Origin of the sequence: Streptomyces sp. NPDC059874, from assembly GCF_042731135.1 — a bacterium.
GTDB lineage: Bacteria > Actinomycetota > Actinomycetes > Streptomycetales > Streptomycetaceae > Streptomyces.
In genome coordinates, this window is record NZ_JBHWJY010000107.1 from 1 (window position 1) to 25463 (window position 25463).

The window sequence follows — 25463 nt, forward strand, 5'->3', positions numbered from 1 at the left end:
GCGCCGGGCCCTTCCCGTGCGCGCGGCCGCTCCGGCGCCCGCGGAGCATCGTGGGAAAGGCGGGGCAGGGTGGCAGAGGCCTCAGGGGGCCGTCTGAGCCGCCAACTCCCTTGCGGCCTCGGTCAGGTCCTTCGCCGTGTCGATCGCCCGCCAGTAGGCCCCCTGCGGCAGCGGGAAGCCCGCCAGTCGCCGCTCGCGCGCCAGGCGCGGGAACGTCGTCCGCTCGTGGTCCCCCAAGTCCGGCAGCAGCGCCGCGAATTCGGGCCCGAAGACGTACACCCCGGCATTGACCGGATACGGCGACGGCGGCGCCTCGATGAAGTCCAGCACCTGCCCGAACTCGTTCGTCTCCACCACCCCCCACGGAATCCGCGGCCGGGCCAGCGCGAGCGTCGCCGTGGCGCCGCGCTCGTCGTGGAACGCCGCCATCTCGCGCAGCGAGAACCGGGTCCAGATGTCCCCGTTCGTCGCGTACCAGGCCCGGTCCGGGTGCGGCAGGTGCCGGGCCGCGTACTTGAGCCCGCCGCCGCGCCCCAACGGCTCCTCCTCCACCACCGTCGTCACGCGCAACGGCAACCGGGCCCCCGCCAGCCACTCCTGGAGCACCTCGGCGAGATGCCCGCAGGACACCACCGCGTCCGTGACCCCCTCCGAGGCCAGCCAGGCCAGCTGGTGCCCGATGATCGGCATCCCCGTACCCGGGATCTCGACCATCGGCTTCGGCCGGTCGTCCGTATACGGCCGCAGCCGCGAACCCTGGCCGCCCGCCAGGACGACGGCCTGGGTGGGGGCGGCGGGCAACGCGGCTGCGGGAGGGGCGGATCGGGAGGTTTCGTTCATGGAAGCCAGCGTAGGGAGGCGGCGAGCCTCAACCCATGGAGGCGACGCCGGTCGCGTACGCGGTGTCGCACACGGGGCGCGCGAAGGACTGCGCCTTCGTCGGCCCGTAGACCTCGACGGCGGCCCGCCCCAGCGCCCGCGCGATCCCCACGCAGTGCTCGGCGAGCGACGGTCGCCGGTTCACCTCCTGCTGGAGGTCGGTGAGTACGTCACCCGGCGCCTTCCCCCGCTGCAGCTCGCCGACGAGGTCGTCGCGCAGCACCTCGTGCGCGGCACGCGGCTTCGCGGGGGCGGAGACGCCCTCGGCGGAGGCGGTCAGGATCTGGGAGGAGGAGTTGTCCGCCCAGGGGACCATGGTGACCGCGAGGGTCCCGGAGAGGACCAGGACGACGGGCAGGACCAGGGCGAGGGAACGGCCGATACGGCGGGCAGTGTGGGTCACGAGGGCGAGAGTAGCGCTCGGTGAAGATTTGGCGACATTTAGTCACCCTGACGGGGGATGGTTCGACGTGGCTTTTCGAATTAAGGGTTGACGTGCAGAGGTCGAATGCCACGAAAAGGGGCGCCCCTTGGCGGGACGCCCCTCAGCCGTGAGCCCTCAGGCGTCAGTTGGAAAGCCGCTCACCGGATGACGTCGAGAACACGTGGATCTCGCCGGCCCGCGGCACGACGTGCAGCGTCGAGCCCTTCTCCGGTACCTGGCGGCCGTTCACGCGGACCACGAGGTCCTGCGCGTCCGCACCGGGCGTCGCAGCGGTCGACCCGTAGACGTAACCGTCCGCGCCGAGCTCCTCGACGACGTTCACGACGATGCTCAGACCGCCCTCGTCACCGATGTCGAAGTGCTCCGGGCGCACGCCGACCGTGACGGTGCGGTCGCCCGCGTCGGCCGCGGCGGACAGCGCCTCGCGCGACACCGGGACGACGCTGTCGCCGAACTTCACGCCGCCGTCGGTGATCGGGACCTCGACCAGGTTCATGGCCGGGGAGCCGATGAAGCCGGCGACGAAGAGGTTCGCGGGACGGTCGTACATGTTGCGCGGGGTGTCGACCTGCTGGAGCAGACCGTCCTTCAGCACGGCCACCCGGTCGCCCATGGTCATGGCCTCGACCTGGTCGTGGGTGACGTAGACGGTGGTGATGCCGAGGTCGCGCTGGAGCGCGGCGATCTGCGTACGCGTCGACACGCGGAGCTTGGCGTCCAGGTTCGACAGCGGCTCGTCCATGAGGAACACCTGCGGCTTGCGCACGATGGCCCGCCCCATGGCGACGCGCTGGCGCTGACCGCCGGAGAGCGCCTTGGGCTTGCGGTCGAGGTACTGGGTCAGGTCGAGCATCTTCGCCGCGTCCTCCACCTTGCGGCGGATGGTGGCCTTGTCCTCGCCGGCGATCTTGAGCGCGAAGCCCATGTTGTCGGCGACGGACATGTGCGGGTAGAGCGCGTAGTTCTGGAACACCATCGCGATGTCCCGGTCCTTGGGCGGCAGGTGCGTGACGTCACGGTCACCGATGCGGATGGCACCGCCGTTGACGTCCTCCAGGCCGGCGAGCATGCGCAGCGAGGTGGACTTGCCGCAGCCGGACGGACCGACGAGGACGAGGAACTCGCCGTCCGCGATCTCCAGCTCGAGCTGGTCCACGGCGGGCTTGTCGCCGCCGGGGTACAGCCGGGTCGCCTTGTCGAAAGTGACAGAAGCCATGCTGATGAATCCCTTCTACCGGCAGGAACGTGCCGGACGATCCGAGTGGAAGGAAGAATGGGTCTAGTCCACTAGGTGGACTCCGCCCGACGCTACCCGCCGATCCGCCTCCTGTCAGCACCCGCACCGCCGTGACTTCGGACTCTGTGCGATCCGTCGGACCCGGATGCTTGGATGACGCGCGTGAACGCCGCGACCCCGCCGCGGTCCGACACGTCTTCGCCCTGCGCCCGCTCACGGAAGCGGTGGAGGGCTGACGGCAGCTGGGCGGACATGAGTGTGTTCGGCGAAAGAACGTGCCCGGTGCCGCGGGAGTGGCATTCAATGTGATGGCCCGGGGAAGAGCGGCCTGTGTAGAGTGTTGGCGGCCTGCCTCCTTAGCTCAGCTGGCCAGAGCACCGCTCTTGTAAAGCGGGGGTCGTCGGTTCGAACCCGACAGGGGGCTCTGTGCCCGAAGGCCCCGGACCTGCTTGGTCCGGGGCCTTCGGCATGTCCCGGGCGGCCGGGTGTCAGTGGCGGCCCGAGATGCGGTCGGCCAGGCGGGCCAGGGGGGTTGTCGTCGGGCGGTGGGTGGTTGATTCCTGGCGGTCGGCCTCGCGGTAGGCGGCGTAGAGGGCCTGGACGCCGAGCCAGCGGAAGGGTTCCGGCTCCCAGCGGCGGACCCGGTGACCCACCCAGGGAAGGGTGGTGAGGTCCGTCGCGTCGCCCAGGACCAGGTCGCGGAGGGTGCGGGCGGCGAGGTTGGTGGTGGCCACGCCCGAGCCGACGTAGCCGCCCGCCCAGCCGAGGCCGGTGGTGGCGTCCAGGGTGACGGTGGCGCACCAGTCGCGGGGGACGCCGAGGACGCCCGACCAGGCGTGGGTGATCTCCGTGCCCGTGAGCTGGGGGAAGAAGGTCGTGAGGAGGGTGGTGAGGGACTCGATGGTGGCGGGCTGGGTGCGGCCGTCGTTGTCCGTGCGGGAGCCGAAGCGGTACGGGACCCCGCGGCCGCCGATCGCGATGCGGTCGTCGGCGGTGCGCTGGGCGTACATGTAGGCGTGGGCCATGTCGCCGAGGAGCGTGTTGTCGGACCAGTTGAGCTGGGACCAGGTCGAGGCCGGCAGGGGCGCCGTGACGATCATCGAGGAGTTCATCGGGAGCCAGGAGCGCTTCTGGCCCTTGAGGGCCGCGGTGAAGCCCTCCGTGCAGCGCAGGACGTACGGGGCGCGGACCGTGCCGTAGGGGGTGACGGCCTTGCGGGGGGAGATTTCGGTGACGGGTGTCGATTCGTGGATGACGACGCCCAGGCGTTCGCAGGCCGCGGCGAGGCCCTTGACCAGCTTCAGGGGGTGGATGCGGGCACCGTGCGGGCTCCAGCTGGAGCCGACGGCGTCGGCGACGTTGATGCGGGCGTGGGTTTGCGTGGCGTCGTAGAGCTCGCGGTCGGTTTCGCCGAAGGAGAGCTCGGCGGCGTGGAAGGCCTTGAGGCGGGTGAGCTGGGCCGGGGTGCGGGCGACTTCGAGGACGCCGCCGCGGTGGATGTCGGCGTCGATGCCTTCCTTGGTGGTGACGTCCATGACCTCGGTGACCGTGTCGTTCATGGCCCGCTGGAGGCGCTGGGCGGCCGGGCGGCCGTGCAGGGCGGCGTAGCGGTCGCGGCCGGCGATGCCGTTGTAGAGCCAGCCGCCGTTGCGGCCGGAGGCCCCGTAGCCGCAGAACTTCTGCTCCAGGACGGTGACCCGCAGGTCGGGGGCGGAGGTCTTCAGGTAGTAGGCGGTCCACAGGCCGGTGTAGCCGCCGCCGACGATGACGACGTCGGCCGTGGCGTTGGTGGTGAGGGGCGGCCGGGGTGGGGTGGTGGGGGTGGTGTGGTCGGTCGCGTACCAGAAGGAAATGCCGCCGTTGATCGTCATGGGGGAGTTCGTACACCGCGTTTCGCGGGGGTGTCCAGGGACGGGTTGTCGCGCCTTGGGGGGCGACGGGTGGCCGGATGGTCGATGTGGGAGGGGTGGCGGGGACCGTAGGGTGGTGGGGGTTTTGGTGTGTTTTGGGTGCGAGGTTGCACGCCGAGTACCACGCGTGGGCCCTTCGCGGGGAGGTTGCCCTCCGCCTCAGCCTCAGCCTTGCGGGGCGGGGAGGTAGAACTCCAGGGCGATGTCGTCCGGGTCCCTGAAGTTGAGGTGGAGGCCGCCGCTCGGGTCCTCGAAGACGCCGGAGTGGGAGATGTCCTGTTCGTCGAGCCGGGATTCCCAGGCCTCGATGGCCGGCCGGTCGGCGACGTTGAAGGCGAAGTGGTCCAGTCCGACCCGGGTCGGATCGAAGACGTCGGCCCGGTTGGTCGACTGGTGCGTGCGGAAGCCGATGACCAGGGCGGGGGAGGCGACGGCCATGAACGGGCCGAACTGGTCCTCCACGTCGAGAACTGTCTGTGTGTCAAACACGCCGTTGTAGAACTCGGCGCTGCGTTTCACGTCGCTCACGGTCAGGGTGACGTGCCCGATTCCGAGGGTCTCAGGCATGGACGTCCACCTCCTCGTGGTGGTGCGCTCCTTCTCTTCCGATGCTACGCCGCGGGGTGATCCTTGTACCGTCGGAGCATGATCGAGCGGGTGCGTGCGGAGCGTGCGGAGCGTTATCTGGAGCGGTGGGAACTGCGCCGTACGGGGCCCGCGATGCGCGGGATGACGGCCCTGGTGCTGCCGGTGGAGCGGGCCGACGGGAGTGCGGCCGCGCTGAAGGTGTTGGAGCCCGACGAGGAGACCGCGGGGGAGCCGGTCGCGCTGCGCGCGTGGGGCGGGGAGGGCTGCGTACGCCTGCTGGAGCACGACGCGGCCACGGGCACGATGCTGCTGGAGCGGCTGGACGAGGGGCGGCACCTGTCGGCGCTCGCGCGCGAGGATCCGCGGCGGGCGGTGGCCGTGGTCGGCGGGTTGTTGGCGCGGCTGACGGCGCGGGCCGCGCCGGCCGGACTGCGGGGGCTCGGGGAGATCGCCGCCGGGATGCTGGAGTCCGTACCGGGGGCGCTCGCGCGGCCGGCGGACGAGGGGGAGCGGCGGCTGCTGCGGGACTGCGCGGCGGCGGTGGCGGAGGTCGCGGGGGAGCCGGGGGACCGGTTGCTGCACTGGGACCTGCATTACGACAACGTGCTGGCGGGCGGTCGCGAGCCGTGGCTGGCGATCGATCCGAAGCCGCTGTCGGGGGATCCGGGGTTCGAGCTGCTGCCCGCGATCGTCAACAACTTCCGGGTGGAGGACGTGCGTTGGCGGTTCGAGGCGTTGGCGGAGGCGGTGGGGGCGGACCGGGAGCGGGCGCGCGCGTGGACGTTGGGGCGGGTGTTGCAGAACTTCCTGTGGGATGTGGAGGACGAGGAAGAGCGGCTGGGGGAGCGGGAGTTGGCGGTGGCCGGGGTGCTGCTCGGGCGGTGACCGCTCGATTTATGGTGCAGGCATGATTCGCAACGCTGTCGTCTCCGACGTCCCCGTCATCCACGCGATGATCCGCGAGCTCGCGCAGTACGAGAAGGTGCCGCACGAGGCGCGGGCCACCGAGGAGCAGTTGCGGGAGGCGCTGTTCGGGGAGCGGCCGGCGGTGTTCGCGCACGTCGCGGAGTCGGAGGACGGCGAGGTCGTCGGTTTCTCGGTGTGGTTCCTGTCGTTCTCGACGTGGCGCGGGGTGCACGGCATCTACCTGGAGGACCTGTACGTACGTCCGGGCGTGCGCGGGGGCGGTTACGGGAAGGCGCTGCTGCGGGAGCTGGCGCGGACGTGCGTGGAGCGCGGGTACGAGCGGCTGGAGTGGTCGGTGCTGAACTGGAACGCGCCGACCATCGCCTTCTACGAGGCCTTGGGCGCGCGGCCGCAGGACGAGTGGTCGGTGTACCGGCTGACGGACGGGGCGCTGGCGGAGCTGGGTTCCTGGTGAGGTCGCGGAACTAGGGTTCGAGGACGACCTTGCCGGTGGTGGCGCGGGTTTCCAGGGCGTGGTGGGCGGCGGCGGCTTCGGCGAGCGGGTAGCGGGTCAGGGCCGGGCGCAGGCGGCCGGCGGCGGCTTCGGCGAGGGCGCGGGTCTCCAGTACGCGCATGGGGTCGGGTGCGCCGACGCGCCGGAGCATGGCGGGGCCGAGGACGCTCTGGGTGGTGATGCCGCGGGCGGTGAGGTCGGCGCGGTCGGTGTCGGTGAGCGGGATCGGGCCGCCGGACCAGCCGAAGACGAGGTGGCGGGCGCCGGGGGCGAGCAGGCCGAGGGCGGTGCGGGCGGTTTCGCCGCCGACGGAGTCGAAGAGGACGGTGGCGCCGGCGGGGTGTGCGGCGCGTACGGCGTCGGGCCAGTCGGGGTCCGTGTAGTCGAGGGCGAGGTCGGCGCCGTTCGCGGCCGCGAGGGCGGTTTTGGCGGGCCCGCCGGCGAGGGCGATGACGGTGGCGCCGGCGTTCTTCGCGTACTGGACGAGCAGGGTGCCGATGCCGCCGGCGGCGGCCGGGATCAGGGCGGTGGAGTGCGGGCCGAGGTCGGCGAACTGGAGGATGCCGAGGGTGGTGCGGCCGGTGCCGATCATGGCGACGGCCTCGGCGGGGTCGAGGCCGGGGGGTACGGCGTGGAGGCGGTCGGCGTCGGCGACGGCGTACTCGGCGTAGCCGCCGGGGGCGAAGCCGAGGTGGGTGACGACGGGCTTGCCGAGCCAGGCGGGGTCGGTGCCGGGGCCGAGGGCGTCGACGGTACCGGCGACCTCCCGGCCGGGGATGGTGGGGAGCTCGGGGAGGGCGGGTGCGGGGCCCTGGACGCCTTGGCGCAGGGCGGTGTCGAGGAGGTGCACGCCGGCGGCGGCCACGGCGATGCGGACCTGGCCGGGGGCGGGGGAGGGGGTGGCGGTGGGCTCGTAGGAGAGGTTCTCGGCGGGGCCGAAGGAGTGCAGGAGGACGGCGTTCATGCGGGTGTCAGCGGGCGGGTTCGCGGGTGCATTCGCGGGTGCATTTGCGGGTGCTTTCGCGGGCGTGTCCAGGGGAGTTGTCATGCGGACAGCCTCTGACCTCAAGCGGGGTTGAGGTCAAGGGACCGGGGATTGTCGGTGCCGTCGGCCACGATGGGTGCATGGCGGGCACAGGCCAACGACAGACGGTGAAGGCGGCGCGGCGGCCGGAGGTGCGGCTGCCGGAGTTGGCGGTGTGGGAGGGCGGTGAGCTGGAGCCGGACGGGGACTACGACGGGCTGGAGTTCACGGACCGGGACCTGGTGGGGCAGGAGGGGATCGGGGCGCGGTTCATGGACTGCGCGGTGCGGCGCTGCGCGCTGGACGAGGCGGGGCTGGCGAAGGCGCGGTTCCTGGACTCGGTGCTGGAGGGGGTCCGGGGGGTGGGGACCGACCTGTCGGGGTCGTCGTGGCGGGACGTGGAGCTGGTGGACGCCCGGCTGGGCGGGGTGCAGCTGCACGGGGCGGTGCTGGAGCGGGTGCTGGTCCGCGGCGGCAAGATCGACTACCTGAACCTGCGGAAGGCACGGCTCAAGGACGTGGTCTTCGAGGGGTGCGTGCTGGTGGAGCCGGACTTCGGGGGTGCGGTGCTGGAGCGGGTGGAGTTCCGGGACTGCGCGGTGCGGGGGGTGGACTTCAGCGGGGTGAGGATGACCGACGTGGACCTGCGGGCGGCTGCCGAGCTGCGGATCGCGCGCGGGGTGGAGGCGCTGGGCGGGGCGGTGATCAGCCCGGGGCAGCTGTTCGACCTGGCCCCGGCGATGGCTGCGCAGCTGGGCGTGCGGGTGCTTCCGTAGCGGGCCGGTGGGTTGGGCCGGGCCGCCGCCGGGACTCCGTCCCGGGGCCCTGCGCCTCAATCGCCGGCGGGGCTGGGTGTGGCTGGTGCCGTGTGCTGGGTGCGGCTTAAGGATTCGGGGCTCCGCCCCGGGCCCCGCGCCTCAATCGCCGGCGGGGCTGAATGTGCCGTGTGCCGGGTGCGGCTCGGGTTAGGCCGGGACGCGGGGGAAGCGGGACTGGAGCATCCAGATGGCCGGGTTGTCGGCGAGGCCGTCGTGCATGTCGACGAGGTCCGCGATCAGGTCGTGGAGGAAGTCGCGGGCCTCGCGGCGCAGCAGGCGGTGGCTGAAGGTCAGTGGTTCTTCCTCGGTCGGCATCCAATCGGCCTCGATGTCGACCCAGCCGAAGCGGCGCTCGAAGAGCATGCGGTCCGTGGACTCGGTGAAGTCGAGTTCGGCGTACTGGCTGCGGGCGGAACGGCTGCCCCGGGGATCTTGGTCGAGTTGTTCGACGATGTCGCACAGCGCCCAGGCGAAGTCCAGGACGGGCACCCATCCCCAGGCTGTGGACACCTCCCGGTCCTTGACGGTGTCCGCGAGGTAGACGTCCCCGCAGAACAGGTCGTGGCGCAGGGAGTGGACGTCCGCCGAGCGGTAGTCGGTCTGCGGGGGGTCCGGGAAGCGCCGGGAGAGGGAGTAGCCGATGTCGAGCACGTACCCGATGGTGTCACGGGTCCGGTGCGGTGCTCACCGCCGGCGGGGCTTCGGGGCAGGCCACAGACCCGCCGGAGGGGCGCGTCAAGAGGAGAGGAGGCGTTGCTCCTTGGCCACCGAGACGGCGCCCGCGCGGGTGTCGACGCCGAGCTTGTCGTAGATGCGGCCCAGGTGCGTCTTGACCGTGGCCTCGCTGATGAAGAGGGCCCGGGCGATCTCGCGGTTGCCCAGACCGCGCGCGAGCTGGCCGAGGATGTCGAGCTCGCGGTCGGTGAGGGTGGGGCGGCTGCCGCGCATGTGGGCCATGACGCGGCTGGCGACGGGCGCGGAGAGGGTGGTGCGGCCCTGGGCCGCCGAGTGGATGGCGGCGAAGAGTTCCTCCGGGCGTTCCGCCTTGAGGAGGTAGCCGGTCGCGCCCGCGCCGATGGCGCGGGTGATGTCCGCGTCCGTGTCGTACGTGGTGAGGACCAGGACGTGCGGCGGGTTGGGGGCGGCGGTGATGCGGCGGGTGGCTTCCACACCGTCGATGCCCTCGCCGAGCTGGAGGTCCATCAGGACCACGTCGGGGTGGAGTTTGGCGGCCAGGGCCACGGCCTCCTCGCCGCTGCCCGCCTCGCCGAGGACCTCGATGTCGGGTTCGCTGCCGAGGAGGGCGAGGAGTCCGGCGCGGACGACGATGTGGTCGTCGCAGAGGAGGATCGTCGTCATGGGGCTGTCTCCAGGGGGATGGCCGCGGAGAGGACGGTGCCCTCGCCCGGCGTGGATTCGATGGTGAGGGTGCCGCCGAGCTGGCGGACGCGGGCCCGCATGGCGGGGAGGCCGTGGCCGCGTTCGACCGCGCCGGGGCGGGGCTCGGTGAAGCCGTGGCCGTCGTCGGCGATGTCCAGGACGACCTGGTCCCCGAGGAAGCTCAGGGTGAGTGCGGCGGTACGGGCGCCGGAGTGCTCGCGGATGTTGGCGAGGGCGCCCTGGGCTATGCGCAGCAGGGCCGACTGGACGCGGTCCGGGAGCGGGCTGGAGGTGCCCTCCAGGTGGAAGCGGACTTCGATGTGGGGGCCCGCGTCCAGGGAGCGCAGGGCGTCGGCGAGGCCGGCGCCGTCGGCGAGCTCGGAGGGGGCCAGGTCGTGGACGAGCCGACGGGCCTCGGAGAGGCCGTGTGCGGCGATGCCGGTGGCGGTACGGACGTGCGCGCGGGCGGTGGCCGGGTCGGTGTCCCAGGTGCGGTCGGCGGCCTGGAGCAGCATCTGCTGGCTGGACAGGTTCTGGGCGAGGGTGTCGTGGATTTCCATCGAGAGGCGCTGCCGCTCGGCGAGGGTGCCTTCGCGGCGTTCGGTGGCGGCCAGTTCCCGGCGGGTGCGGATCAGGTCGTCGATGAGCGCGCGCTGGGCCTGGGCCTGGCGTTCCATGTGGACGAAGACGGCGGTGGCGAGGGCGGCGACGGCCGGCGGGGCCAGGAGGAGGTTGGGGTCGAAGGCCTTGGCGAGCTTGAGCTGGGCGACGACGACGAGGCCGGTGAGGAGGGCGACCAGGACGATCGCGGCGCGTGGGGGGAGGGTGCGCAGGGCGGTGAAGAAGAGGGGGACGGCGCACCAGGCGAAGCTCGGCGCGAGGACGACCAGGACCACCCAGGTGGCGACGACCAGGCCGAGCCAGACGAGGCGGCGGGGGGTGGGGGCGGCGCCGAGGGCGGGGCCGAGTACGGGGCCGAGCACGTAGAGCAGGGCCAGGGTGATGCTGAGGGCGATGATCCACGGGGTACGGGGGTCGCCGGGGTGGCGGAGCAGGAAGCGGGCCAGGGATGCGCCGAGGAGCAGGAAGAACGCGGTGTGGGCGACCGTGGCCAGGGTTCGGGTGTCGGGGTTGTTGGCGGGGTGGCTCACCGGGTGCTCCTGGGCTCGGGCATGGGTCCATTGTCTGCCGGGTGCGGTGCCGCTGCCGGGGGCGCCGCTGGGTTTGCCGGGTTTGCCGGTGCGGGTGGGTTGGCGGGTGCGGCGCCGTTGCCGGGGGCGCTGCCCCCGGGCCCCCGCGCCTCAAACGCCGGCGGGGCTGAAGATCGGGGCTCCGCCCCGGACCCCGCGCCTCAAACGCCGGCGAGGCTGGTTCTGCCCGGCGGGGATGGTTTGCCCGGCGGGGCTGGGTGTGGTCTGACCAGCCAATACCGGCGTGGAGCCGGTCCGCATCGACCGATCGGATGACCCGCGGGTCAACCGGTGCGGTGGGCGGGGGGAGCCGGTACGGGGACGGGGTGGCGGGGGGTTCGGGCTCAGGCTTGGAGCAGGCAAGGAGCCGGGCCGCTCAGCACCGCCGGCCCGCTCGCCGATCGCCCCGATGCCGTCACCGTGTCACCGTACTCAGGAGCAGAGATGAACACCCGCACCCGCGTTCTCACCGGTACCGCCCTCGCCGTCGCCCTGGGCGCCGGGACCTTCGGTGCCGTCAGCGCCAGCGCCAGCCCCGCCGCCAACTCCGCGCCGGCCACCGCCGTCGCGAAGAAGGACGAGGTGAGCGACAAGAACTTCACCACCAGCACCCACCTGACCATCGACGCCGCCACCCGCGCCGCCCAGGCCTCCCTCCAGGCCGCCCAGGCCGAGAACCAGAAGGTGACCGTCGCGGTGGTGGACCGCAACGGCAACACCATCGTCACCCTGCGCGGCGACGGCGCCGGCCCGCAGTCCTACGAGTCGGCCCAGCGCAAGGCCTTCACCGCCGTGTCCTGGAACGCCCCGACCTCGGTGCTCGTGGGTCGTCTCGCCCAGGCCCCGAACCTGAAGGACATCCCCGGCACCCTCTTCCTCGGTGGCGGCGTCCCGGTCCAGGCGAACGGTGCCCCGGTCGCGGGTATCGGTGTGGCCGGCGCCCCGAGCGGCGACCTGGACGAGAAGTTCGCGAAGGCCGGCGTCGACGCCCTCGCCAAGTAGGTCAAATAGGTTCCGAAGGGCACCCGCTTAGGATCGAGTGCGTGGAACACCGCGCGCTCTCCCGCCTCGCCGTCCCTGCCGTAGCCGCCCTGCTCGCCCTCACCACGGGGTGTACGGGTGGCACGGTGCAGGGGCGGCCGGGTGCGTCCGGGCTGCGCGATCCGTACTTCCCCAAGGCCGGCAACGGCGGCTACCAGGTCGACCACTACGCGCTGGACCTGGACTACGACCCTCCCCCTGCCTCCGGCGGGGGGACCCCCACCTCCGGGCAGTTGAACGCCACGGCCGTCATCACGGCCCGCGCCGAGCAGGGACTCAGCTCCTTCAACCTCGACCTCAGCGGTCTGAAGGTCGAGGGCGTGACCGTGCAGGGCGAGCCGGCCCGCCACAACCGCACCGGCAACGAGCTGACCGTGCGGCCCGCCGAGGACCTGAAGAAGGGCGAGGTCTTCCGCGTCGAGGTCGATTACGGCGGCAAGCCGAAGGCCCTCGTGGACGCCGACTCCTCCAAGGAGGGGTGGATCGTCACCAAGGGCGGTCCGGATGGCGGCGGCGCCGTCGCCGTCGGCGAGCCGATCGGGTCGATGGCCTGGTTCCCCGGCAATCACCACCCGAGCGACAAGGCCACGTACGACATCACGCTGACCGTCCCGCACGGTTACGAGGCCCTGTCGAACGGCGAGTTGCGCTCCCGCACCGACACCGGTGACGGTCGGACCGAGTTCGCGTGGCACAGCCCGGAGCCGATGGCGAGCTATCTGGCGACCGCGGTCGTGGGCCCGTACAAGGTGACGACCGGGAAGACGGCGTCGGGTGTCTCCGTCTACAACGCGGTGGCGCCGGGGGAGGAGGCCGGGAGCGCGGGCACGCTCGCGCGTCTGCCGGAGATGGTGGAGTGGGGCAGCGGCCGGTTCGGGCCCTATCCGTTCACCACGGCGGGGGCGATCGTGCTGCCGAAGGGCAGTCTGACCTACGCGCTGGAGACCCAGACCAGACCCGTCTTCCCCGGTGCGCCCCAGGAAGAGGAGCTCGTGCTGCACGAGCTGGCCCACCAGTGGTTCGGCAACTCGGTGTCGCCGAAGTCCTGGAAGGACATGTGGCTGAACGAGGGCTTCGCCACCTACGCCGAGTGGCTGTGGGCCGAGGACCACGGCGGGGCCGGCGCGCAGAAGCACTTCGAGGCGTTCCTGGCCGGCGACACCGACGTCGACGAGGCCGCCGACTCCGACTGGGACGCCTTCCCGCCCGCCGACCCGCCCGGGCCCGAGCACATCTCGGGGAACCCGGTGTACTACCGGGGCGCGATGGTCCTGCACCGGATCCGGCAGGAGGTCGGCGACGCGAAGTTCTTCGACCTGGTGCGCGGCTGGGCCGCCGACCACCGGCACGGGAACGCGAGCACGGCCGAGTTCACCGCGTACGCCGAGGAGCGGACGGGCCACGACCTGAAGAAGGTCTGGGACGTCTGGCTGTACGGGCAGGACCGTCCCCGCTAGAGCGTGTCGAGGGCCTTGCGCATCACCGTGCAGTCGCGGCCCAGTTCGCGGTCCTTGGCCCGGCGCAGGGACGCGTAGCCCTGGGATTCCCAGAAGGCGACGGCCTTGGGGTTGTTGTCCAGTACGGCGATCCGCACGCCCGTCCGGCCGGCGGCGCGGAATCGGTCTTCGACCAGGGTGGCCACGGAGCGGCCGTGGCCCTCGCGGTGCGAGGTGGCGTCGATGAGCAGCAGCCCGATCCACGGGTCCGGGTCCTCGGAGGCCGGGTCGGGATGGTGGGCGAGGGTGGCGGCGAGCCCCACGAGGCGGCCGGCGGAACGGGCGAGGAGCACCTCGGCGCCGTCGTGGGCGAGTTCGTCCGCGAGGGCGGTCGCGACCTGCTCGACCGTGATGCGGTCGGGGTCGGGGAAGTCACCGCTGAGCTCGAAGAAGGCGTGGTTCGTCGAGTAGAGGGCGGCGATCTCGGTGAGGACCGGGCCCGGCAGTGCGCCGTCGACGGGGACGAGCGGTTGGAGGATCACCTACCGAACGGTAACGGAGCATCCCCTGAGGGAGCCCCCTCCCCGGACGGCCGGGAGGGGGATCCACCAGTGGTGTCGCTCGGACTCAGAGTCAGAGCCGGAGTCGGACTCAGACGTTGACGCCGAAGTCCTGCGCGATGCCGGTGAGGCCGGAGGCGTAACCCTGGCCGACCGCGCGGAACTTCCACTCGGCGCCGTTGCGGTAGAGCTCGCCGAAGACCATGGCGGTCTCGGTGGCCGCGTCCTCGGAGAGGTCGTAGCGGGCGATCTCGGCGCCGCCGGCCTGGTTCACGACGCGGATGTACGCGTTGCGGACCTGGCCGAAGTTCTGGCTGCGGGTCTCGGCGTCGTAGATGGACACCGGGAAGACGATCTTGTCCACGTCGGCCGGGAGGCCGGCGAGGTTGACGTTGATCGCCTCGTCGTCGCCCGCGCCCTCGCCGGTGCGGTTGTCACCGGTGTGGACGATGGTCTGGTCCGGGGTGGACCGGTTGTTGAAGAAGACGAAGTGGCCCTCGGAGACGACCTTGCCCGTCGGGTTCACCGCGATCGCCGAGGCGTCGAGGTCGAAGTCGACACCGGTGGTGGTGCGGACGTCCCAGCCGAGGCCGACCGTGACGGCAGCGAGGCCCGGGGCCTCCTTGGTGAGCGAGACGTTGCCGCCCTTGGACAGGCTGACAGCCATGGAATGTCCCTTTCCTCATCCGACATGCACGTACATCACGTACAGGCGGCCAAATTACCGCTGACCCCTATAACGCCACGAGGGGGCGGGCAGGTTCCCGCGTGAATTCGGGACGACCGTACCGGCGTGGCGGTAAATGCGGGTGACGGCGCGGCGGCGGGCGCGGATCATAGGGGGCATGCCTGGTCCCTATGTCATCCGCGGTTCGGTCGCGCTCCCCGAGGGGGAGCTCGCCTGGCGGTTCTCGCGTTCCTCCGGGCCGGGCGGGCAGCACGTCAACACCTCGGACTCGCGCGTCGAGCTCCTCTTCGACCTCGCGGCGACAAAGGCGCTGCCCGAGGTGTGGAAGGAGCGGGCGCTGGAGCGGCTCGCCTCGCGGCTGGTCGACGGGGTGGTGACCGTACGGGCCTCCGAGCACCGCTCGCAGTTCCGCAATCGGGAGATGGCGCTGGTCCGGCTGGCGTCGCTGCTGGCGGAGGCGACGGCGCCGCCGCCGAAGGTGCGGCGGGCGACGAAGATCCCGCGCGGGATCAACGAGCGGCGGCTGCGGGAGAAGAAGGCCCGGGCGGAGACGAAGCGGGGGCGTACCGGGCGGGACTGGTAGTCCCGGGGCGGGCGGGTGCGCCGCCGTTGCCGGGGCTCCGCCCCGGACCCCGCGCCTCAAACGCCGGCGGGGCTGAAAGATCGGGGCTCCGCCCCGGGCCCGCGCCTCAAACGCCGGCGAGGCTGAAAGATCGGGGCTCCGCCCCGGACCCCGCGCCTCAAACGCCGGCGGGGCTGGGTTTTGCCCGGCGAGGCTGGGCGCGGCCGGGGAGGGTGTGCCACGCGGGGCTGGATTTTGCCGGGGCTACTGGCCCAGGTGGCGGTAGCGGCCGCGGAAGTAGGTCAGTGGGGGCGAGTCCGGGTTCGGGAGGGCGGCCGTCAGGACGCGGCCGATGACCAGGGTGTGGTCGCCCGCCTCGACGCGGTTCTCCGTACGGCACTCCAGTGTGGCGAGCGCGCCCGTCAGCAGCGGTGCGCCCGAGGCTTCGCCGCGTACGTACGGGACGTCCGCGAAGAGCAGGCGGTCGCTGATCCGGCCCTTCATCGCGAACCGGCCCGCGACCTGGAGCTGGTGCTCGGAGAGGACCGAGACCGCCCACAGCGGCTGCTCCGCCAACAGGTCGTCCATCCGGGAGCCCTCGCGCAGGCTCACCAGTACCAGGGGCGGGTCCAGGGACACGGACATGAACGCGGTCGCCGTCATGCCGACGTCCTCACCGCGCGGACCGTCGGCCGTCAGGGGGGTTTCGTGTGCGGTGATCAGGCACACGCCCGCCGCCAGCCGGGACATGGCGGCCCGGAACTCGTCGTTGCTCACCCCCTCAGCATGGGGGCTTCGTCGGGCAAGGGTGGTTACGGGGGTCGTCTTGGGCACGCTCGAACGCTAATCTCGCGTCCCCGCGCCCACATCGGGCCCGGGGCCGAGGCGTGCCACCGTCTCTCGACCTAGGCCGCGGCGTATGTTTGCCCCCGGAACGGCCGGGAGCGCTCCCAATCCGCCGGCTCCTCGCGCGCACTATTGGTCATCTCATGTGACTTGAGTCACAGAGAGCAAGATTTGTTGACCCTGTGTACCTGCCGCACAGCTCACTGTGATTCAGTGGACGGGACACCGCAACGAAACGCCGATGACAAACCTGGAGTTGCTGTCGAGGTCTCGGGGAGAGCGAGCAATGGAGACCGAGTCGGAGCCGTACGTCCGTCTTGCGACCCTGCGGCAGCTGCACCGGGTGGTGGCCGAGCTCAATACGGCCCGGAGCCTGGCGGACACTCTGCAGACCGTCGTGGACGGCATCGTCGTGGGTCTCGGCTACGAACTCGCCTGTGTGAACCTCGTACGCCCCGACGGTGATCTCGTCGTCGCCGCCTTCGCCGGAGACCCCTCCGCCGAGGCCCTCATCACCGGTCGCGTCGGCTCCCGCACCTCCTGGGAACGCCGGTTGACGATGGGTGAGAACTGGGACGGCCTCCGCTTCATCCCGCACACCGAGGGCTGGGTCCTCATGGAGGACGACGTCCCCCAGTGGCACACGGAGGGCCCCGAACCCCGCTTCGAGGACGAGTGGCACCCCGAGGACCGGCTGTACGCGCCGATGTACGCGTCCGGCGGGGAACTCCTCGGTGTCGTCTCGGTGGACAGGCCCCGCAACGGCCGCCGGCCCGGCGCCTGGGGCCGCGAGGCGCTCCAGATGTACGCCTTCCAGGCCGCGATCGCGATCAGCAACGCCAGGCTCCGCGCGAACATGCAGCGGGCCCTGGTCCGGCTGGAGCGCGAACAGCAGGCCCTGCGGGCCAGTGAAGAGTCGTTCCGCCAGGCGTTCGAGTACGCGCCCAGCGGCATGGCCATCGCCGAGATGGGCGGGGACCAGCACGGGCGGCTGCTGCGCACCAACGACGCGCTGTGCCGGCTGCTCGGGCGGCCCGCGTCCGTACTGCGCCGCTACTCCTTCTCCGACCTGGTCCACCCCGAGGACATCGGCACCCTGCTGCGCACCTCCGCCGAGGGCGGCCGCGCCGAGCTGCGGCTCGGGCGGCGCGACGGCACGTACGTGTGGGTCTCGCTGCGCAATTCCGTCGTGGCCGACGCCGCCGACGGGCCGCGGTTCCTCCTCACCCACGTCGAGGACATCGAGGAGCGCAAGCGGCACGAGCTCCAGCTCGCCCACCGGGCCAGCCACGACTCGCTGACCGGTCTGCCCAACAGCGCCGAGCTGCGCTCCCGGCTCGGCGCGCGGCTGTGCCGTAGACCACAGTCCGTACGGGCCACCGCCGTCGAGGCCCTCGACGCCGCCTACGAGGGCCACGAGGTGCACGGCGAGGCGGGTGGTGCCGGTGAGCACGGCTTTCAACCCGACTTCCGGCCCGACTTCAGGCCGGAGTTCCGGCCCGACGGATCCGACGGCTCGGTCGCGTCCGACCCCTTCGAGTTCCCCGGGGCGCTGGCCGCCCCGGACGGCCCGTACGACCACCACGTGCACACGGTGGCGCCCGCGACCGACATCGACGACGGGACCAAGGGGCTCGCGGTGCTCTTCTGCGACCTCGACGGCTTCAAGTCGATCAACGACCGGTTCGGGCACCACACGGGCGACGCGGTCCTGATCGAGGTGGCCCGGCGGCTCACGACGGGCGTCAGGGACGGTGACACCGTCGCTCGGCTGGGTGGTGACGAATTCGTCGTCCTTGCCGACGGACTGGGCGCGGCGGACGCCGCCGATCTCGCGGTCCGGCTGCGCAACGCGATCATCCCGCCGATCCGCGTGGACGGCCGTGCGGTGCGTGTCGGGGCGAGTTTCGGCATCGGTTGGGCCAGCTGCGGCATGTCCGCGGACGAGGTGCTGCGCTCGGCCGACCAGCGCATGTACATCGAGAAAAGGTCTCGCTCCAAGGCACACCGAAGGGCCGGCTGAGGCGATCTGTCACCCGTGGGCGCACCTGTTCGGGGTAGGCTCCCGGGGGTCGAAAGGAGTGACCTGCGATGACGACGCCCGCGAACAACGGACCGCACGGTGGGGCGAACAAGCCCGAGGACGACGATCCGTTCGGCTATCTCTACGCGGACGGCCAGGCCGCCGGTGCCGTCCCGCCCGGTCAGGGCGGTGGATACGGCTACCCGGGGCCCGCGGCAGGCGGTCCTTCCGGCGCGCAGCCCGGAGTTCCCCGTACCTCCCACCACCAGGTGCGGACGGTCGGCGAGCGCAGGAACGGCGGCCAGCGCGGTCAGGTGCCCGCGCAGCAGCAGCCCTACCAGGCGCAGTACCAGGCCCCGGAGGCGCTCCAGGCGGGCGGCTACGGCGTTCCGCCGCAGCAGCAGCCCCCGCAGCACCAGACCCAGGCGATCTCGCACTCCGGTGGCCACGGTGGCCACGGCGGCGGCTCCAGCCGCAAGGGCCTGCTGATCGCGGCGGTCGCGGTGGTCGCCGCGGTCGCGATCGGCATCGGTGCGGCCGTGGCCTTCGGCGACAAGAACAAGGACAAGAACAAGGACAACGCGGGCGGCAACCAGCAGTCGGCCGCCCCGCAGAACCCGTCGAGCCCGCCCCCGAGCTCCCCGCAGGCGTCGCAGGCCCCGCTGCCGAAGGGCGAGGCGGCCGGTGCGGGCATGGTGCTGAGCGGTGGCGCGAGGCCGGAGAGTGCCGTGCCGGGTTCGAAGAGTTCGAGCGGCCAGTACGTCGGCGGCTTCAACCAGCCCGGTGCGGCGCTCACCTGGACGGTGGAGGTGCCGGAGGCGGGTGACTACACGCTGTTCGTCAACTACGGCGTTCCCGGCAAGGACGGCAAGGCGACGCTCACGGTCAACGGGCAGAGCCCGAACCAGTCGCTGAACCTGTCCAACTTCGCCAAGGCGGCGGACGGGGCCTGGGACAAGGGCTGGACGCGCACCTACGCGTGGATCACCCTCAAGAAGGGCTCGAACGCGCTGAAGATCTCGTGCGAGCCCGGCAACCAGTGCGACGCGATCTTCGACCAGCTGGAGCTGGGCTCGGGTCACATCAAGCGCTGACGGCAGGACGAAGACGCAAGGGGAGGCGCCCTCACGGGTGCCTCCCCTTCCGTCTTCCCGCGCGCCGTCACGGGAGCGAGGTGACCGCCACGCTCCGGGTGACCTCCTCGTAGGTGCGGGGGTCGAACTCTCCCGCCACCGGGGCGAGCACCGTGGCCGCCGACAGGGCCACCGCGCGGGTCAGGCGTTCCGGCCAGTCCAGGCCCTCCACCAGGGCGGACAGCAGGCCGGCGACCACGGAGTCGCCCGCTCCGGTGGGGTTCCCGGACAGCGGGCGGGGCGGGGCCGCCTGCCAGGTGCCCCCGGCGGTCGCGGCCACCAGGCCGGCCGGGCCCAGCGAGGTGACCACCGCGTGCGCGCCGCGGCGGCGGGCGTCGCGGGTGGCGGGCAGCGGGTCGCGGGAGCCGGTGAGCTCGGCCAGCTCGGCGGCGTTCGGCTTGATGATCTCCGGGCGGGCGGCGACCCCGCGGCGCAGGGCCTCCCCGCCGGCGTCCAGGAGGACCGGTACCCCGGCCGCGCGGGCCTGGCGGACGAGCACCGCGTACGCGCCCACGGGCACGCCCGGCGGGAGGCTCCCGCACAGGGCGACCGCCCGGGCGCCGGCCAGCAGGGCCTCGTACCGGGACAGGAACAGCGACCACTCCGCCGGGGTGACCAGCGGGCCGGGCTCGTTGAACTGGGTGGTGTCGCCGGAGGCCTCGTCGACCACGGCGAGGGTGCGGCGGGTGGTCTGCGCGCAGGGCACGAGGGCGTCGGTCACTCCGGGGGCCCCGGCGGCCAGCAGCTCCCGTACGACGGCGCCCACCGGGCCGCCCGCGAAGCCCGTCGCCGTCACCTCGTGGCCGAGCGCGGCCAACACCCGGGCGACGTTGAGCCCCTTGCCGCCGGGGCGTTCGGTGACGGCCGTGACCCGGTGCGAGGCGTGCGGAAGCAGTCGCGGCACGCGGTACGTGACATCGAGCGCGGTGTTGAGCGTCACGGTCAGGATCATTGGGCACCCCCGGGTCTGTTGCTGCCGGGATCATGCCAAACGGAAGGCGGTCGGCCCAGTTCTCGGGGCCGACCGCCTTCTTCCGTACCGCCGCTTGGCCGTCAGAACACCGCTCAGGCGGCGGGGTTGACGATCCATTCGCCGCGCCGCATGACGCCCTTCAGGTCGAAGGCGGCGTCCAGGACGACGAGGTCCGCGTACTTGCCGGGCTCCAGCGAGCCGATCTCGTCGTAGAGGCCGATCAGCTTGGCCGGGTTGGCGGAGATCGCCTGGACCACGGACTCCACCGGCAGCTTGTCGAGGGTGACCGAGCGCTTGAAGGCGGTGTCCAGGGTGAGCGTCGAGCCGGCGATGGAGCCGCCCTCGACGAGCCGGGCCACACCCTCCTTGACCTCGACTTCCAGCGGGCCGAGGTGGTAGGTCCCGTCGCCGAAGCCGGCCGCGTCCATCGCGTCGGTGATGAGCGCCACCCGGTGGGCGCCTGCGTGGTGGAAGGCCAGTTCCAGCATCGCGGGGTGCAGGTGGACGCCGTCGTTGATCAGCTCGATGGTGACCCGCTCGTCCTCCAGCAGCGCCGCGATCGGGCCCGGGGCCCGGTGTTCCATGCCGGGCATCGCGTTGTACAGGTGAGTGGCGACGGTCGCGCCCGCGTCGATGGCCTGGCGCGTCTGCTCGTACGTGGAGTCCGTGTGGCCGATCGCGGCGATGACGCCGTGTTCGGCCAGCAGCCGTACGGAGTCCAGGCCGCCCGGCAGTTCGGTGGCGAGGGTGAACATGCGCGCGGTGCCGTGCGCGGCGTCGACGAGCTTGCGGACCTCGGCCGGGTCGGGGTCGCGCAGCAGTTCCTCCTTGTGCGCGCCCTTGCGGCAGGCGTTGATGAACGGCCCTTCGAAGTGGATGCCCGCGATCTCGCCCTGCTGGGTGAGCTCGGCCAGCAGCCCCGCGCGCCGGGCCAGTTCGTCCAGCTCCCCGGTGACGGTGGAGGCGACCAGCGTGGTGGTGCCGTGCTCGCGGTGGGTCCGGACGCCCTTCAGGACCTCCTCGGCGGTGCCGGAGGTGAAGGAGGCGCCGCCGCCGCCGTGGTTGTGCATGTCCACGAAGCCGGGGACGATCCAGTGCCCCGACAGGTCGACGACCCGCGCGCCCTCGTGGGCGCTGCCGGCGATCCGGTCGCCCTCGACGATGACGCGGCCACCCGCCACGATCCCGGTGGGCAGCACCACCCTGGCGCCGGAAAGAACGGTGCTGTGTGCGCTTCCGGACATCAGGCAGGTACCTCCGTGGCGAGTAGGTCCCAGGCGAGCAGCCCTGCGCCCAGGCATCCGGCGGTGTCCCCGAGGGCCGCCGGAACGATGTGGGGCAGCCGCTGGAACGTCACGCGCTCCTCCACGGCCGTCCGTAGTGGTGTGAACAAGGTTTCCCCCGCCTCGGCGAGCCCGCCACCGATGATCAGCGTGCGCGGGTCGAGCAGCGTGATCGCGGTGACCAGCCCGTCGGCGAGGGCGCCGACCGCGCCGTGCCAGACCTCCCGGGCGCGCGGGTCACCGGACTCGACGGCCTTGGCGCAGTCCGCGGCGTCGGCCTCGGGGTCGCCGGAGGCGGCGGACCAGGCGCGGCTGACGGCGGAGGCGGAGGCGAGGGTCTCCAGGCAGCCGTACTGGCCGCAGCCGCACGCGGGGCCGCCGGGGCGCACCACGATGTGGCCGATCTCGCCCGCGTAGCCGTGGGCGCCGGCCTCGATGCGGCCGGCGATGCCGATGGCTCCGGCGATGCCGGTGCCGAGCGGTACGAAGAGGAAGCGGTCGGCGCCCCGGCCGGCGCCGATGCGGCCTTCGGCGAGTCCGCCCGTGCGGACGTCGTGGCCGAGGGCGACGGGGATGCCGCCGAGGCGCCTGCCGAGCAGCTCGCGCATCGGTACGTCCCGCCAGCCCAGGTTCGCCGCGTAGACGGCGATCCCGTTGTCGGCGTCGACGATGCCGGGGACGGCGACTCCGGCGGCGGAGGCGGGCTCGCCGAAGCGCTCCCGGCCGGTGTCGAGGAGCTCGGCGGCGAAGTCCTGGATCGTCTCGACGACGGCTTCGGGGCCCCGCTCGCGGCCGGTGGCGCGGCGGGCCTCGTGGAGCAGGGTGCCGTCGGCGGCGACCAGGGCGGCCTTCATCCCGGTGCCGCCCACATCGAGGGCGATGACGTGTTTCACGGGTTTCACAGGGACAGTCTCGCGTGCTCGGCGGGGAAAGGTCTAGTCCAGTGAGGGGGATTGTTGAGTGGCCATACAAATTCGGGACCGAGGTCAGGGGCCCGGTCCGGCAACGAACCGGACACGGCGCCGTTCCGGATGTGGACGAGCCGCCAAAGTGGTGTAGACCTTACGTGGATCGTACGTACGACAAGGGGTGGATCGAGAACCGTGAAGGGCCGTTACCAGAGCCTGGCCGCGACCGGCGCCGCACTGTGCCTGACCGCTGTGGCACTCACCGGCTGCGGAGCCGCCGAGGGACTCACCGGGGACAACGAGGTGACCCTGCGGGTCGTGGCGGCCGACTACGGGGACAATCCGCAGAACTCCTCCGCGGCCTACTGGAAGGGCCTCGCCGACGGCTTCGAGAAGGCCAACCCGGGCGTGCACGTCGAGGTCAGCGTCTACTCCTGGTCGGAGGTCGACGCCAAGGTCGCCGGCATGGTCAAGGCTGGCAAGGCCCCCGACATCGCCCAGATCGGCGCGTACGCCGACTACGCGGCCGCCGGAAAGCTGTACACGGCCGAGGAACTGCTCTCCGTACGCACCGAGGCCGACTTCCTCGCGCCCCTCGCCGACGCGGGCAAGGTCAAGCGCGTCCAGTACGGGCTGCCCTTCGTGGCCAGCACCAGGCTGCTCTTCTACAACGAGAAGCTGTTGACGGACGCGGGCGTCATCGGGAAGGACGCCAAGGCCGCGGCCGCCGGCTGGCAGCCGAAGAACTGGGCCGACCTGGAGGCCGCGGCCAAGAAGCTCAAGGGCGCCGGCGTCCCCACCCCCTTCGCGGTGCCGCTGGGCCGCGAGGAGGCACAGGCCGAGACGATGATGTGGACCCTCGCGGGCGGTGGCGGCTACACCGACAACGAAGAGGGGTACGCCATCGACTCCCCGGACAACATCAAGGCCCTGGAGTTCCTCCGGGACAAGATGGTCGGCCAGGGCCTCACCGGCTCCGTCGAACCGGGCAAGCTCGACCGGCAGGCCGCCTTCGACGCCTTCACGCGGGGCGAGGTCGGCATGCTCAACGGACACCCGACGCTGCTGAAGCAGGCCGCCGCCAAGGGCGTGAAGTTCGGCATGGTCGCGCTGCCGACCGCCGACGGCTCCGACCCCTCGGCGATGGGCGTCGCCGACTGGGTCATGGCCTTCAAGAACGGGCACCGCAAGGAGTCCGGGAAGTTCCTGGACTACCTGTACGAGCCGCAGAACGTGACGGCCTTCACCGGCACGTACGACCTGCTGCCGGCCACCACGAGCGGCTACCGCGCCATGGAGGCCCGGACGGGAGGCTCCGCGGCGCAGCTGAAGACCTTCCTGACCGCCCTGCCGAACGCGAAGCTTTACCCCGTCGGCAAGAAGTCCTGGGCGGGCGTCAGCGAGGACATCAAGCAGAAGATCGGCACCACCGTGCAGCCGGGCGGGCAGCCCGCGAAGGTACTGGAGGACATCGCGACGGCGGCGCGGGCGGCCGACGCGCGGTGACCCTGCCTTTGGGCTGCGCTGCGCTGCCTTTGCGCTGCGCTTGCCGGGCGGGCGGGTGCGGCGCCGTTGCCGGGGCGCTGCCCCGGGCCCCGCTCCTCAATCGCCGGAGAGGCTGAGGTTTTCCCCGGGCGGGGGCCGTGACCGCGCGGCCTGGTCCGCGGTGTCCCTCCGGGGCGTCTCCTCGTCCTCGCGCCTGCGGGCAGTGCTGCGGCACGTGAGCGGTGGTTGCGCGCTCGTCCTGCGGGGACGCCCCGCAGTGCCCCCGCTCCCCCCGTCGGCCAAAACCTCGGCCCTGCCGGAGGCCGGGGGTGGGTGTCGGTGGGCGGCGTTAATCTGGCCGTATGACGGACGAGGGGCAGTTGACGGCCACCGAGGCCGCGGTGCTCGCGTACGAAGGCCGGACCTGGCCCGGGCCCGGGGTCAAGGAGCGGGCCATACGGGAAGGGCTCGGTATGACGCCCGTCCGGTACTACCAGCTGCTCAACACCCTCATGGACGACCCGCGCGCACTCGCCCACGCCCCGGGCACGGTGAACCGGCTGCGGCGCATACGCGAAGCGCAGCGGGCGCGGCGGTAGCGGGGCCGTGGGCCCCGTAGCCGCGATTCGGCTGGGCCATTAGGGTCATCCGTATGGGGAGCACTCCGCACCACCTGCCGATGCCCGTCACCGCAGCCGGACGCGAGGGACTCGAAGCCCTGCTCCGCGCACCCCGCCGCTCCGTGGTCGCCCTCGACTTCGACGGCACCCTCGCCGAGATCGTCCCGGACCCGGACCAGGCCCGAGCCCACCCCGGGGCCGTCCCGGCCCTCGCAGCCCTCGCCCCCGAAGTCGACTCGGTCGCCGTGATCACCGGCCGGCCGGCGGGCGTCGCCGTACGGTACGGGGGCTTCGCGGGGGTCCCCGAGCTGCAGCACCTCGTGGTCCTCGGCCACTACGGGGCCGAGCGGTGGGACGCCGTCACCGGAATCGTGCACGCCCCCGCCGAGCACCCGGGGGTGGCGGCGGTACGGGCCGAGCTGCCGGGCTTCCTCGACTCGATCGGGGCGTGGCGCGGCACCTGGATCGAGGAGAAGGGCCGGGCGCTGGCGGTGCACACCCGGCGGGCCTCCGATCCCGCGGCGGCCTTCGCGGCCCTGCGCGAACCGTTGGCCGAGCTGGCGGCGCGGCACGGGCTGATGGTGGAACCGGGGCGGGCGGTCCTGGAGCTCCGGCCCCCGGGCATGGACAAGGGCGTCGCCCTGACGGAATTCCTCGCGGAGCGGTCGGCGGAGGCCGTGCTGTACGCGGGGGACGACCTGGGTGACCTGGCGGCGTACTCGGCGGTGGAGAAGCGGCGGGCGGAGGGCCTGCCGGGGCTGCTGGTGGCGAGTGGCTCCGCGGAGGTCCCCGAGCTGGCCGCCCGAGCCGACCTGGTCCTGCCGGGCCCCGCGGCCGTCGCCTCCTTCCTGGCGGACCTGGCCGCCGCCGTCCGCCCGTAGCGGGCCGCGCTGCCTGGCCCCTGTTCCCGGCGAGGCTGAAGGTGCCGCTGCGCGGCCCCCTGGGCTCCGCCCAGACCCGCGCCTCAAACGCCGGCGAGGCTGGATTGCGCACGGCGTCAGCCAAATCCAGCCC

At 72.4% G+C, this 25463-nt stretch carries 26 protein-coding genes and 1 tRNA gene; 12 read left to right on the plus strand and 15 right to left on the minus strand.

Going from position 1 to position 25463, the window contains the following annotated elements; translation table 11 throughout:
- Positions 1–81: 81 nt before the first annotated feature.
- The 3 genes from ACFV9H_RS37105 to ACFV9H_RS37115 all read right to left on the minus strand — a co-directional run bounded on the left by ACFV9H_RS37105 (position 82) and on the right by ACFV9H_RS37115 (position 2540).
- Positions 82–840 (minus strand): NDP-sugar synthase, encoded by a 759-nt coding sequence (locus ACFV9H_RS37105; RefSeq protein ID WP_385407511.1) that lies wholly within the window; start codon positions 838–840, stop codon positions 82–84.
- A 28-nt stretch (positions 841–868) separates the two neighbouring features.
- Positions 869–1282 carry a hypothetical protein gene (locus tag ACFV9H_RS37110; RefSeq protein WP_385407514.1) on the minus strand — a complete coding sequence of 138 codons (414 nt, stop codon included), beginning with the start codon at positions 1280–1282 and terminating at the stop codon, positions 869–871.
- A gap of 163 nt (positions 1283–1445) precedes the next feature.
- Positions 1446–2540 (minus strand): ABC transporter ATP-binding protein, encoded by a 1095-nt coding sequence (locus ACFV9H_RS37115; protein WP_385407516.1) that lies wholly within the window; start codon positions 2538–2540, stop codon positions 1446–1448.
- Between the two features lie 371 nt (positions 2541–2911).
- Here ACFV9H_RS37115 and ACFV9H_RS37120 point away from each other — a divergent pair.
- Positions 2912–2985 (plus strand) — tRNA-Thr (locus tag ACFV9H_RS37120).
- 64 nt (positions 2986–3049) lie between these two features.
- Here ACFV9H_RS37120 and ACFV9H_RS37125 read toward each other — a convergent pair.
- The gene (locus tag ACFV9H_RS37125; protein ID WP_385407518.1) at positions 3050–4432 is read right to left on the minus strand and encodes an NAD(P)/FAD-dependent oxidoreductase; all 1383 of its coding nucleotides are present in this window, start codon (positions 4430–4432) and stop codon (positions 3050–3052) included.
- A gap of 204 nt (positions 4433–4636) precedes the next feature.
- The gene (locus tag ACFV9H_RS37130; protein WP_385407520.1) at positions 4637–5038 is read right to left on the minus strand and encodes a VOC family protein; all 402 of its coding nucleotides are present in this window, start codon (positions 5036–5038) and stop codon (positions 4637–4639) included.
- Between the two features lie 78 nt (positions 5039–5116).
- Between ACFV9H_RS37130 and ACFV9H_RS37135 the strand changes: the two genes are divergently transcribed.
- Together ACFV9H_RS37135 and ACFV9H_RS37140 are read left to right on the plus strand one after the other, a co-directional pair.
- Positions 5117–5944, plus strand: a complete 828-nt coding sequence (locus ACFV9H_RS37135; protein ID WP_385407522.1) for an aminoglycoside phosphotransferase family protein — start codon at positions 5117–5119, stop codon at positions 5942–5944.
- A 22-nt stretch (positions 5945–5966) separates the two neighbouring features.
- On the plus strand, positions 5967–6440 hold the full coding sequence (locus tag ACFV9H_RS37140; RefSeq protein WP_385407525.1) for a GNAT family N-acetyltransferase: 474 nt from the start codon (positions 5967–5969) through the stop codon (positions 6438–6440).
- Positions 6441–6450: 10 nt separating this feature from the next.
- Here ACFV9H_RS37140 and ACFV9H_RS37145 read toward each other — a convergent pair whose 3' ends face one another.
- Positions 6451–7443 (minus strand): zinc-binding dehydrogenase, encoded by a 993-nt coding sequence (locus ACFV9H_RS37145; protein ID WP_385407528.1) that lies wholly within the window; start codon positions 7441–7443, stop codon positions 6451–6453.
- 161 nt (positions 7444–7604) lie between these two features.
- Between ACFV9H_RS37145 and ACFV9H_RS37150 the strand changes: the two genes are divergently transcribed.
- Positions 7605–8279 carry a pentapeptide repeat-containing protein gene (locus tag ACFV9H_RS37150; protein WP_385407530.1) on the plus strand — a complete coding sequence of 225 codons (675 nt, stop codon included), beginning with the start codon at positions 7605–7607 and terminating at the stop codon, positions 8277–8279.
- A gap of 189 nt (positions 8280–8468) precedes the next feature.
- Here the strand turns inward: ACFV9H_RS37150 and ACFV9H_RS37155 are convergent, their stop codons facing one another.
- From ACFV9H_RS37155 to ACFV9H_RS37165, 3 genes are all read right to left on the minus strand, one after another.
- Positions 8469–8972 carry a hypothetical protein gene (locus ACFV9H_RS37155; RefSeq protein ID WP_385407533.1) on the minus strand — a complete coding sequence of 168 codons (504 nt, stop codon included), beginning with the start codon at positions 8970–8972 and terminating at the stop codon, positions 8469–8471.
- Positions 8973–9056: 84 nt separating this feature from the next.
- Entirely contained in the window at positions 9057–9680 is a 624-nt protein-coding gene (locus ACFV9H_RS37160; protein ID WP_385407535.1) for a response regulator, read from the minus strand.
- Positions 9677–10852 carry a sensor histidine kinase gene (locus ACFV9H_RS37165; RefSeq protein WP_385407537.1) on the minus strand — a complete coding sequence of 392 codons (1176 nt, stop codon included), beginning with the start codon at positions 10850–10852 and terminating at the stop codon, positions 9677–9679. The genes ACFV9H_RS37160 and ACFV9H_RS37165 overlap by 4 nt, the downstream gene beginning before the upstream one ends.
- Before the next feature lie 483 nt (positions 10853–11335).
- On the opposite strand from ACFV9H_RS37165, the gene ACFV9H_RS37170 reads away from it, so the two are divergent.
- Positions 11336–11893 (plus strand): heme-binding protein, encoded by a 558-nt coding sequence (locus ACFV9H_RS37170; RefSeq protein ID WP_385407540.1) that lies wholly within the window; start codon positions 11336–11338, stop codon positions 11891–11893.
- Positions 11894–11934: 41 nt separating this feature from the next.
- Positions 11935–13389, plus strand: coding sequence for a M1 family metallopeptidase (locus tag ACFV9H_RS37175; protein ID WP_385407543.1), 1455 nt, complete (start codon positions 11935–11937; stop codon positions 13387–13389).
- On the opposite strand, the gene ACFV9H_RS37180 is transcribed toward ACFV9H_RS37175, so the two are convergent.
- Positions 13386–13910: a GNAT family N-acetyltransferase gene (locus ACFV9H_RS37180; RefSeq protein ID WP_385407545.1), complete on the minus strand. Its 525-nt coding sequence runs from the start codon at positions 13908–13910 to the stop codon at positions 13386–13388. The genes ACFV9H_RS37175 and ACFV9H_RS37180 overlap by 4 nt on opposite strands.
- Positions 13911–14019: 109 nt before the next feature.
- On the minus strand, positions 14020–14595 hold the full coding sequence (locus ACFV9H_RS37185; RefSeq protein ID WP_385407547.1) for a TerD family protein: 576 nt from the start codon (positions 14593–14595) through the stop codon (positions 14020–14022).
- 178 nt (positions 14596–14773) lie between these two features.
- Here ACFV9H_RS37185 and arfB point away from each other — a divergent pair, with 178 nt between their 5' ends.
- Entirely contained in the window at positions 14774–15199 is a 426-nt protein-coding gene (gene arfB, locus ACFV9H_RS37190; protein ID WP_385407549.1) for an alternative ribosome rescue aminoacyl-tRNA hydrolase ArfB, read from the plus strand.
- A gap of 243 nt (positions 15200–15442) precedes the next feature.
- Here arfB and ACFV9H_RS37195 read toward each other — a convergent pair whose 3' ends face one another.
- Positions 15443–16012, minus strand: a complete 570-nt coding sequence (locus ACFV9H_RS37195) for a flavin reductase family protein (RefSeq protein WP_385407552.1) — start codon at positions 16010–16012, stop codon at positions 15443–15445.
- A 298-nt stretch (positions 16013–16310) separates the two neighbouring features.
- On the opposite strand from ACFV9H_RS37195, the gene cdgB reads away from it, so the two are divergent.
- Positions 16311–18047: a diguanylate cyclase CdgB gene (gene cdgB / locus ACFV9H_RS37200; RefSeq protein WP_385407554.1), complete on the plus strand. Its 1737-nt coding sequence runs from the start codon at positions 16311–16313 to the stop codon at positions 18045–18047.
- A gap of 68 nt (positions 18048–18115) precedes the next feature.
- The gene (locus ACFV9H_RS37205; protein WP_385407557.1) at positions 18116–19141 is read left to right on the plus strand and encodes a CBM35 domain-containing protein; all 1026 of its coding nucleotides are present in this window, start codon (positions 18116–18118) and stop codon (positions 19139–19141) included.
- 67 nt (positions 19142–19208) lie between these two features.
- On the opposite strand, the gene ACFV9H_RS37210 is transcribed toward ACFV9H_RS37205, so the two are convergent.
- The 3 genes from ACFV9H_RS37210 to ACFV9H_RS37220 form a co-directional block, all read right to left on the minus strand.
- Positions 19209–20132, minus strand: coding sequence for a 1-phosphofructokinase family hexose kinase (locus ACFV9H_RS37210; RefSeq protein ID WP_385407560.1), 924 nt, complete (start codon positions 20130–20132; stop codon positions 19209–19211).
- Between the two features lie 113 nt (positions 20133–20245).
- Positions 20246–21397: an N-acetylglucosamine-6-phosphate deacetylase gene (nagA, locus tag ACFV9H_RS37215; protein ID WP_385407562.1), complete on the minus strand. Its 1152-nt coding sequence runs from the start codon at positions 21395–21397 to the stop codon at positions 20246–20248.
- Positions 21397–22329 (minus strand): ROK family protein, encoded by a 933-nt coding sequence (locus ACFV9H_RS37220; protein ID WP_385407569.1) that lies wholly within the window; start codon positions 22327–22329, stop codon positions 21397–21399. The genes nagA and ACFV9H_RS37220 overlap by 1 nt, the downstream gene beginning before the upstream one ends.
- A 210-nt stretch (positions 22330–22539) precedes the next feature.
- Here ACFV9H_RS37220 and ACFV9H_RS37225 point away from each other — a divergent pair, with 210 nt between their 5' ends.
- From ACFV9H_RS37225 to otsB, 3 genes are all read left to right on the plus strand, one after another.
- The gene (locus tag ACFV9H_RS37225) at positions 22540–23850 is read left to right on the plus strand and encodes an extracellular solute-binding protein (RefSeq protein WP_385407564.1); all 1311 of its coding nucleotides are present in this window, start codon (positions 22540–22542) and stop codon (positions 23848–23850) included.
- A gap of 341 nt (positions 23851–24191) precedes the next feature.
- The gene (locus ACFV9H_RS37230) at positions 24192–24428 is read left to right on the plus strand and encodes a DUF3263 domain-containing protein (protein WP_376658593.1); all 237 of its coding nucleotides are present in this window, start codon (positions 24192–24194) and stop codon (positions 24426–24428) included.
- 53 nt (positions 24429–24481) lie between these two features.
- Positions 24482–25330 (plus strand): trehalose-phosphatase, encoded by an 849-nt coding sequence (gene otsB, locus ACFV9H_RS37235; RefSeq protein WP_385407566.1) that lies wholly within the window; start codon positions 24482–24484, stop codon positions 25328–25330.
- The last annotated feature ends 133 nt before the right edge of the window (positions 25331–25463 follow it).

What these genes read in the sequence shown, in the direction of transcription:
- ACFV9H_RS37105 (WP_385407511.1), bottom strand. Translation starts at nt 840, where the DNA reads ATGAACGAAACCTCCCGATCCGCCCCTCCCGCAGCCGCGTTGCCCGCC.
- ACFV9H_RS37115 (WP_385407516.1), bottom strand. Translation starts at nt 2,540, where the DNA reads ATGGCTTCTGTCACTTTCGACAAGGCGACCCGGCTGTACCCCGGCGGC.
- ACFV9H_RS37125 (WP_385407518.1), bottom strand. Translation starts at nt 4,432, where the DNA reads ATGACGATCAACGGCGGCATTTCCTTCTGGTACGCGACCGACCACACC.
- ACFV9H_RS37130 (WP_385407520.1), bottom strand. Translation starts at nt 5,038, where the DNA reads ATGCCTGAGACCCTCGGAATCGGGCACGTCACCCTGACCGTGAGCGAC.
- ACFV9H_RS37135 (WP_385407522.1), top strand. Translation starts at nt 5,117, where the DNA reads ATGATCGAGCGGGTGCGTGCGGAGCGTGCGGAGCGTTATCTGGAGCGG.
- ACFV9H_RS37140 (WP_385407525.1), top strand. Translation starts at nt 5,967, where the DNA reads ATGATTCGCAACGCTGTCGTCTCCGACGTCCCCGTCATCCACGCGATG.
- ACFV9H_RS37145 (WP_385407528.1), bottom strand. Translation starts at nt 7,443, where the DNA reads ATGAACGCCGTCCTCCTGCACTCCTTCGGCCCCGCCGAGAACCTCTCC.
- ACFV9H_RS37150 (WP_385407530.1), top strand. Translation starts at nt 7,605, where the DNA reads ATGGCGGGCACAGGCCAACGACAGACGGTGAAGGCGGCGCGGCGGCCG.
- ACFV9H_RS37160 (WP_385407535.1), bottom strand. Translation starts at nt 9,680, where the DNA reads ATGACGACGATCCTCCTCTGCGACGACCACATCGTCGTCCGCGCCGGA.
- ACFV9H_RS37170 (WP_385407540.1), top strand. Translation starts at nt 11,336, where the DNA reads ATGAACACCCGCACCCGCGTTCTCACCGGTACCGCCCTCGCCGTCGCC.
- ACFV9H_RS37185 (WP_385407547.1), bottom strand. Translation starts at nt 14,595, where the DNA reads ATGGCTGTCAGCCTGTCCAAGGGCGGCAACGTCTCGCTCACCAAGGAG.
- arfB (WP_385407549.1), top strand. Translation starts at nt 14,774, where the DNA reads ATGCCTGGTCCCTATGTCATCCGCGGTTCGGTCGCGCTCCCCGAGGGG.
- cdgB (WP_385407554.1), top strand. Translation starts at nt 16,311, where the DNA reads ATGGAGACCGAGTCGGAGCCGTACGTCCGTCTTGCGACCCTGCGGCAG.
- ACFV9H_RS37205 (WP_385407557.1), top strand. Translation starts at nt 18,116, where the DNA reads ATGACGACGCCCGCGAACAACGGACCGCACGGTGGGGCGAACAAGCCC.
- ACFV9H_RS37210 (WP_385407560.1), bottom strand. Translation starts at nt 20,132, where the DNA reads ATGATCCTGACCGTGACGCTCAACACCGCGCTCGATGTCACGTACCGC.
- nagA (WP_385407562.1), bottom strand. Translation starts at nt 21,397, where the DNA reads ATGTCCGGAAGCGCACACAGCACCGTTCTTTCCGGCGCCAGGGTGGTG.
- ACFV9H_RS37230 (WP_376658593.1), top strand. Translation starts at nt 24,192, where the DNA reads ATGACGGACGAGGGGCAGTTGACGGCCACCGAGGCCGCGGTGCTCGCG.
- otsB (WP_385407566.1), top strand. Translation starts at nt 24,482, where the DNA reads ATGGGGAGCACTCCGCACCACCTGCCGATGCCCGTCACCGCAGCCGGA.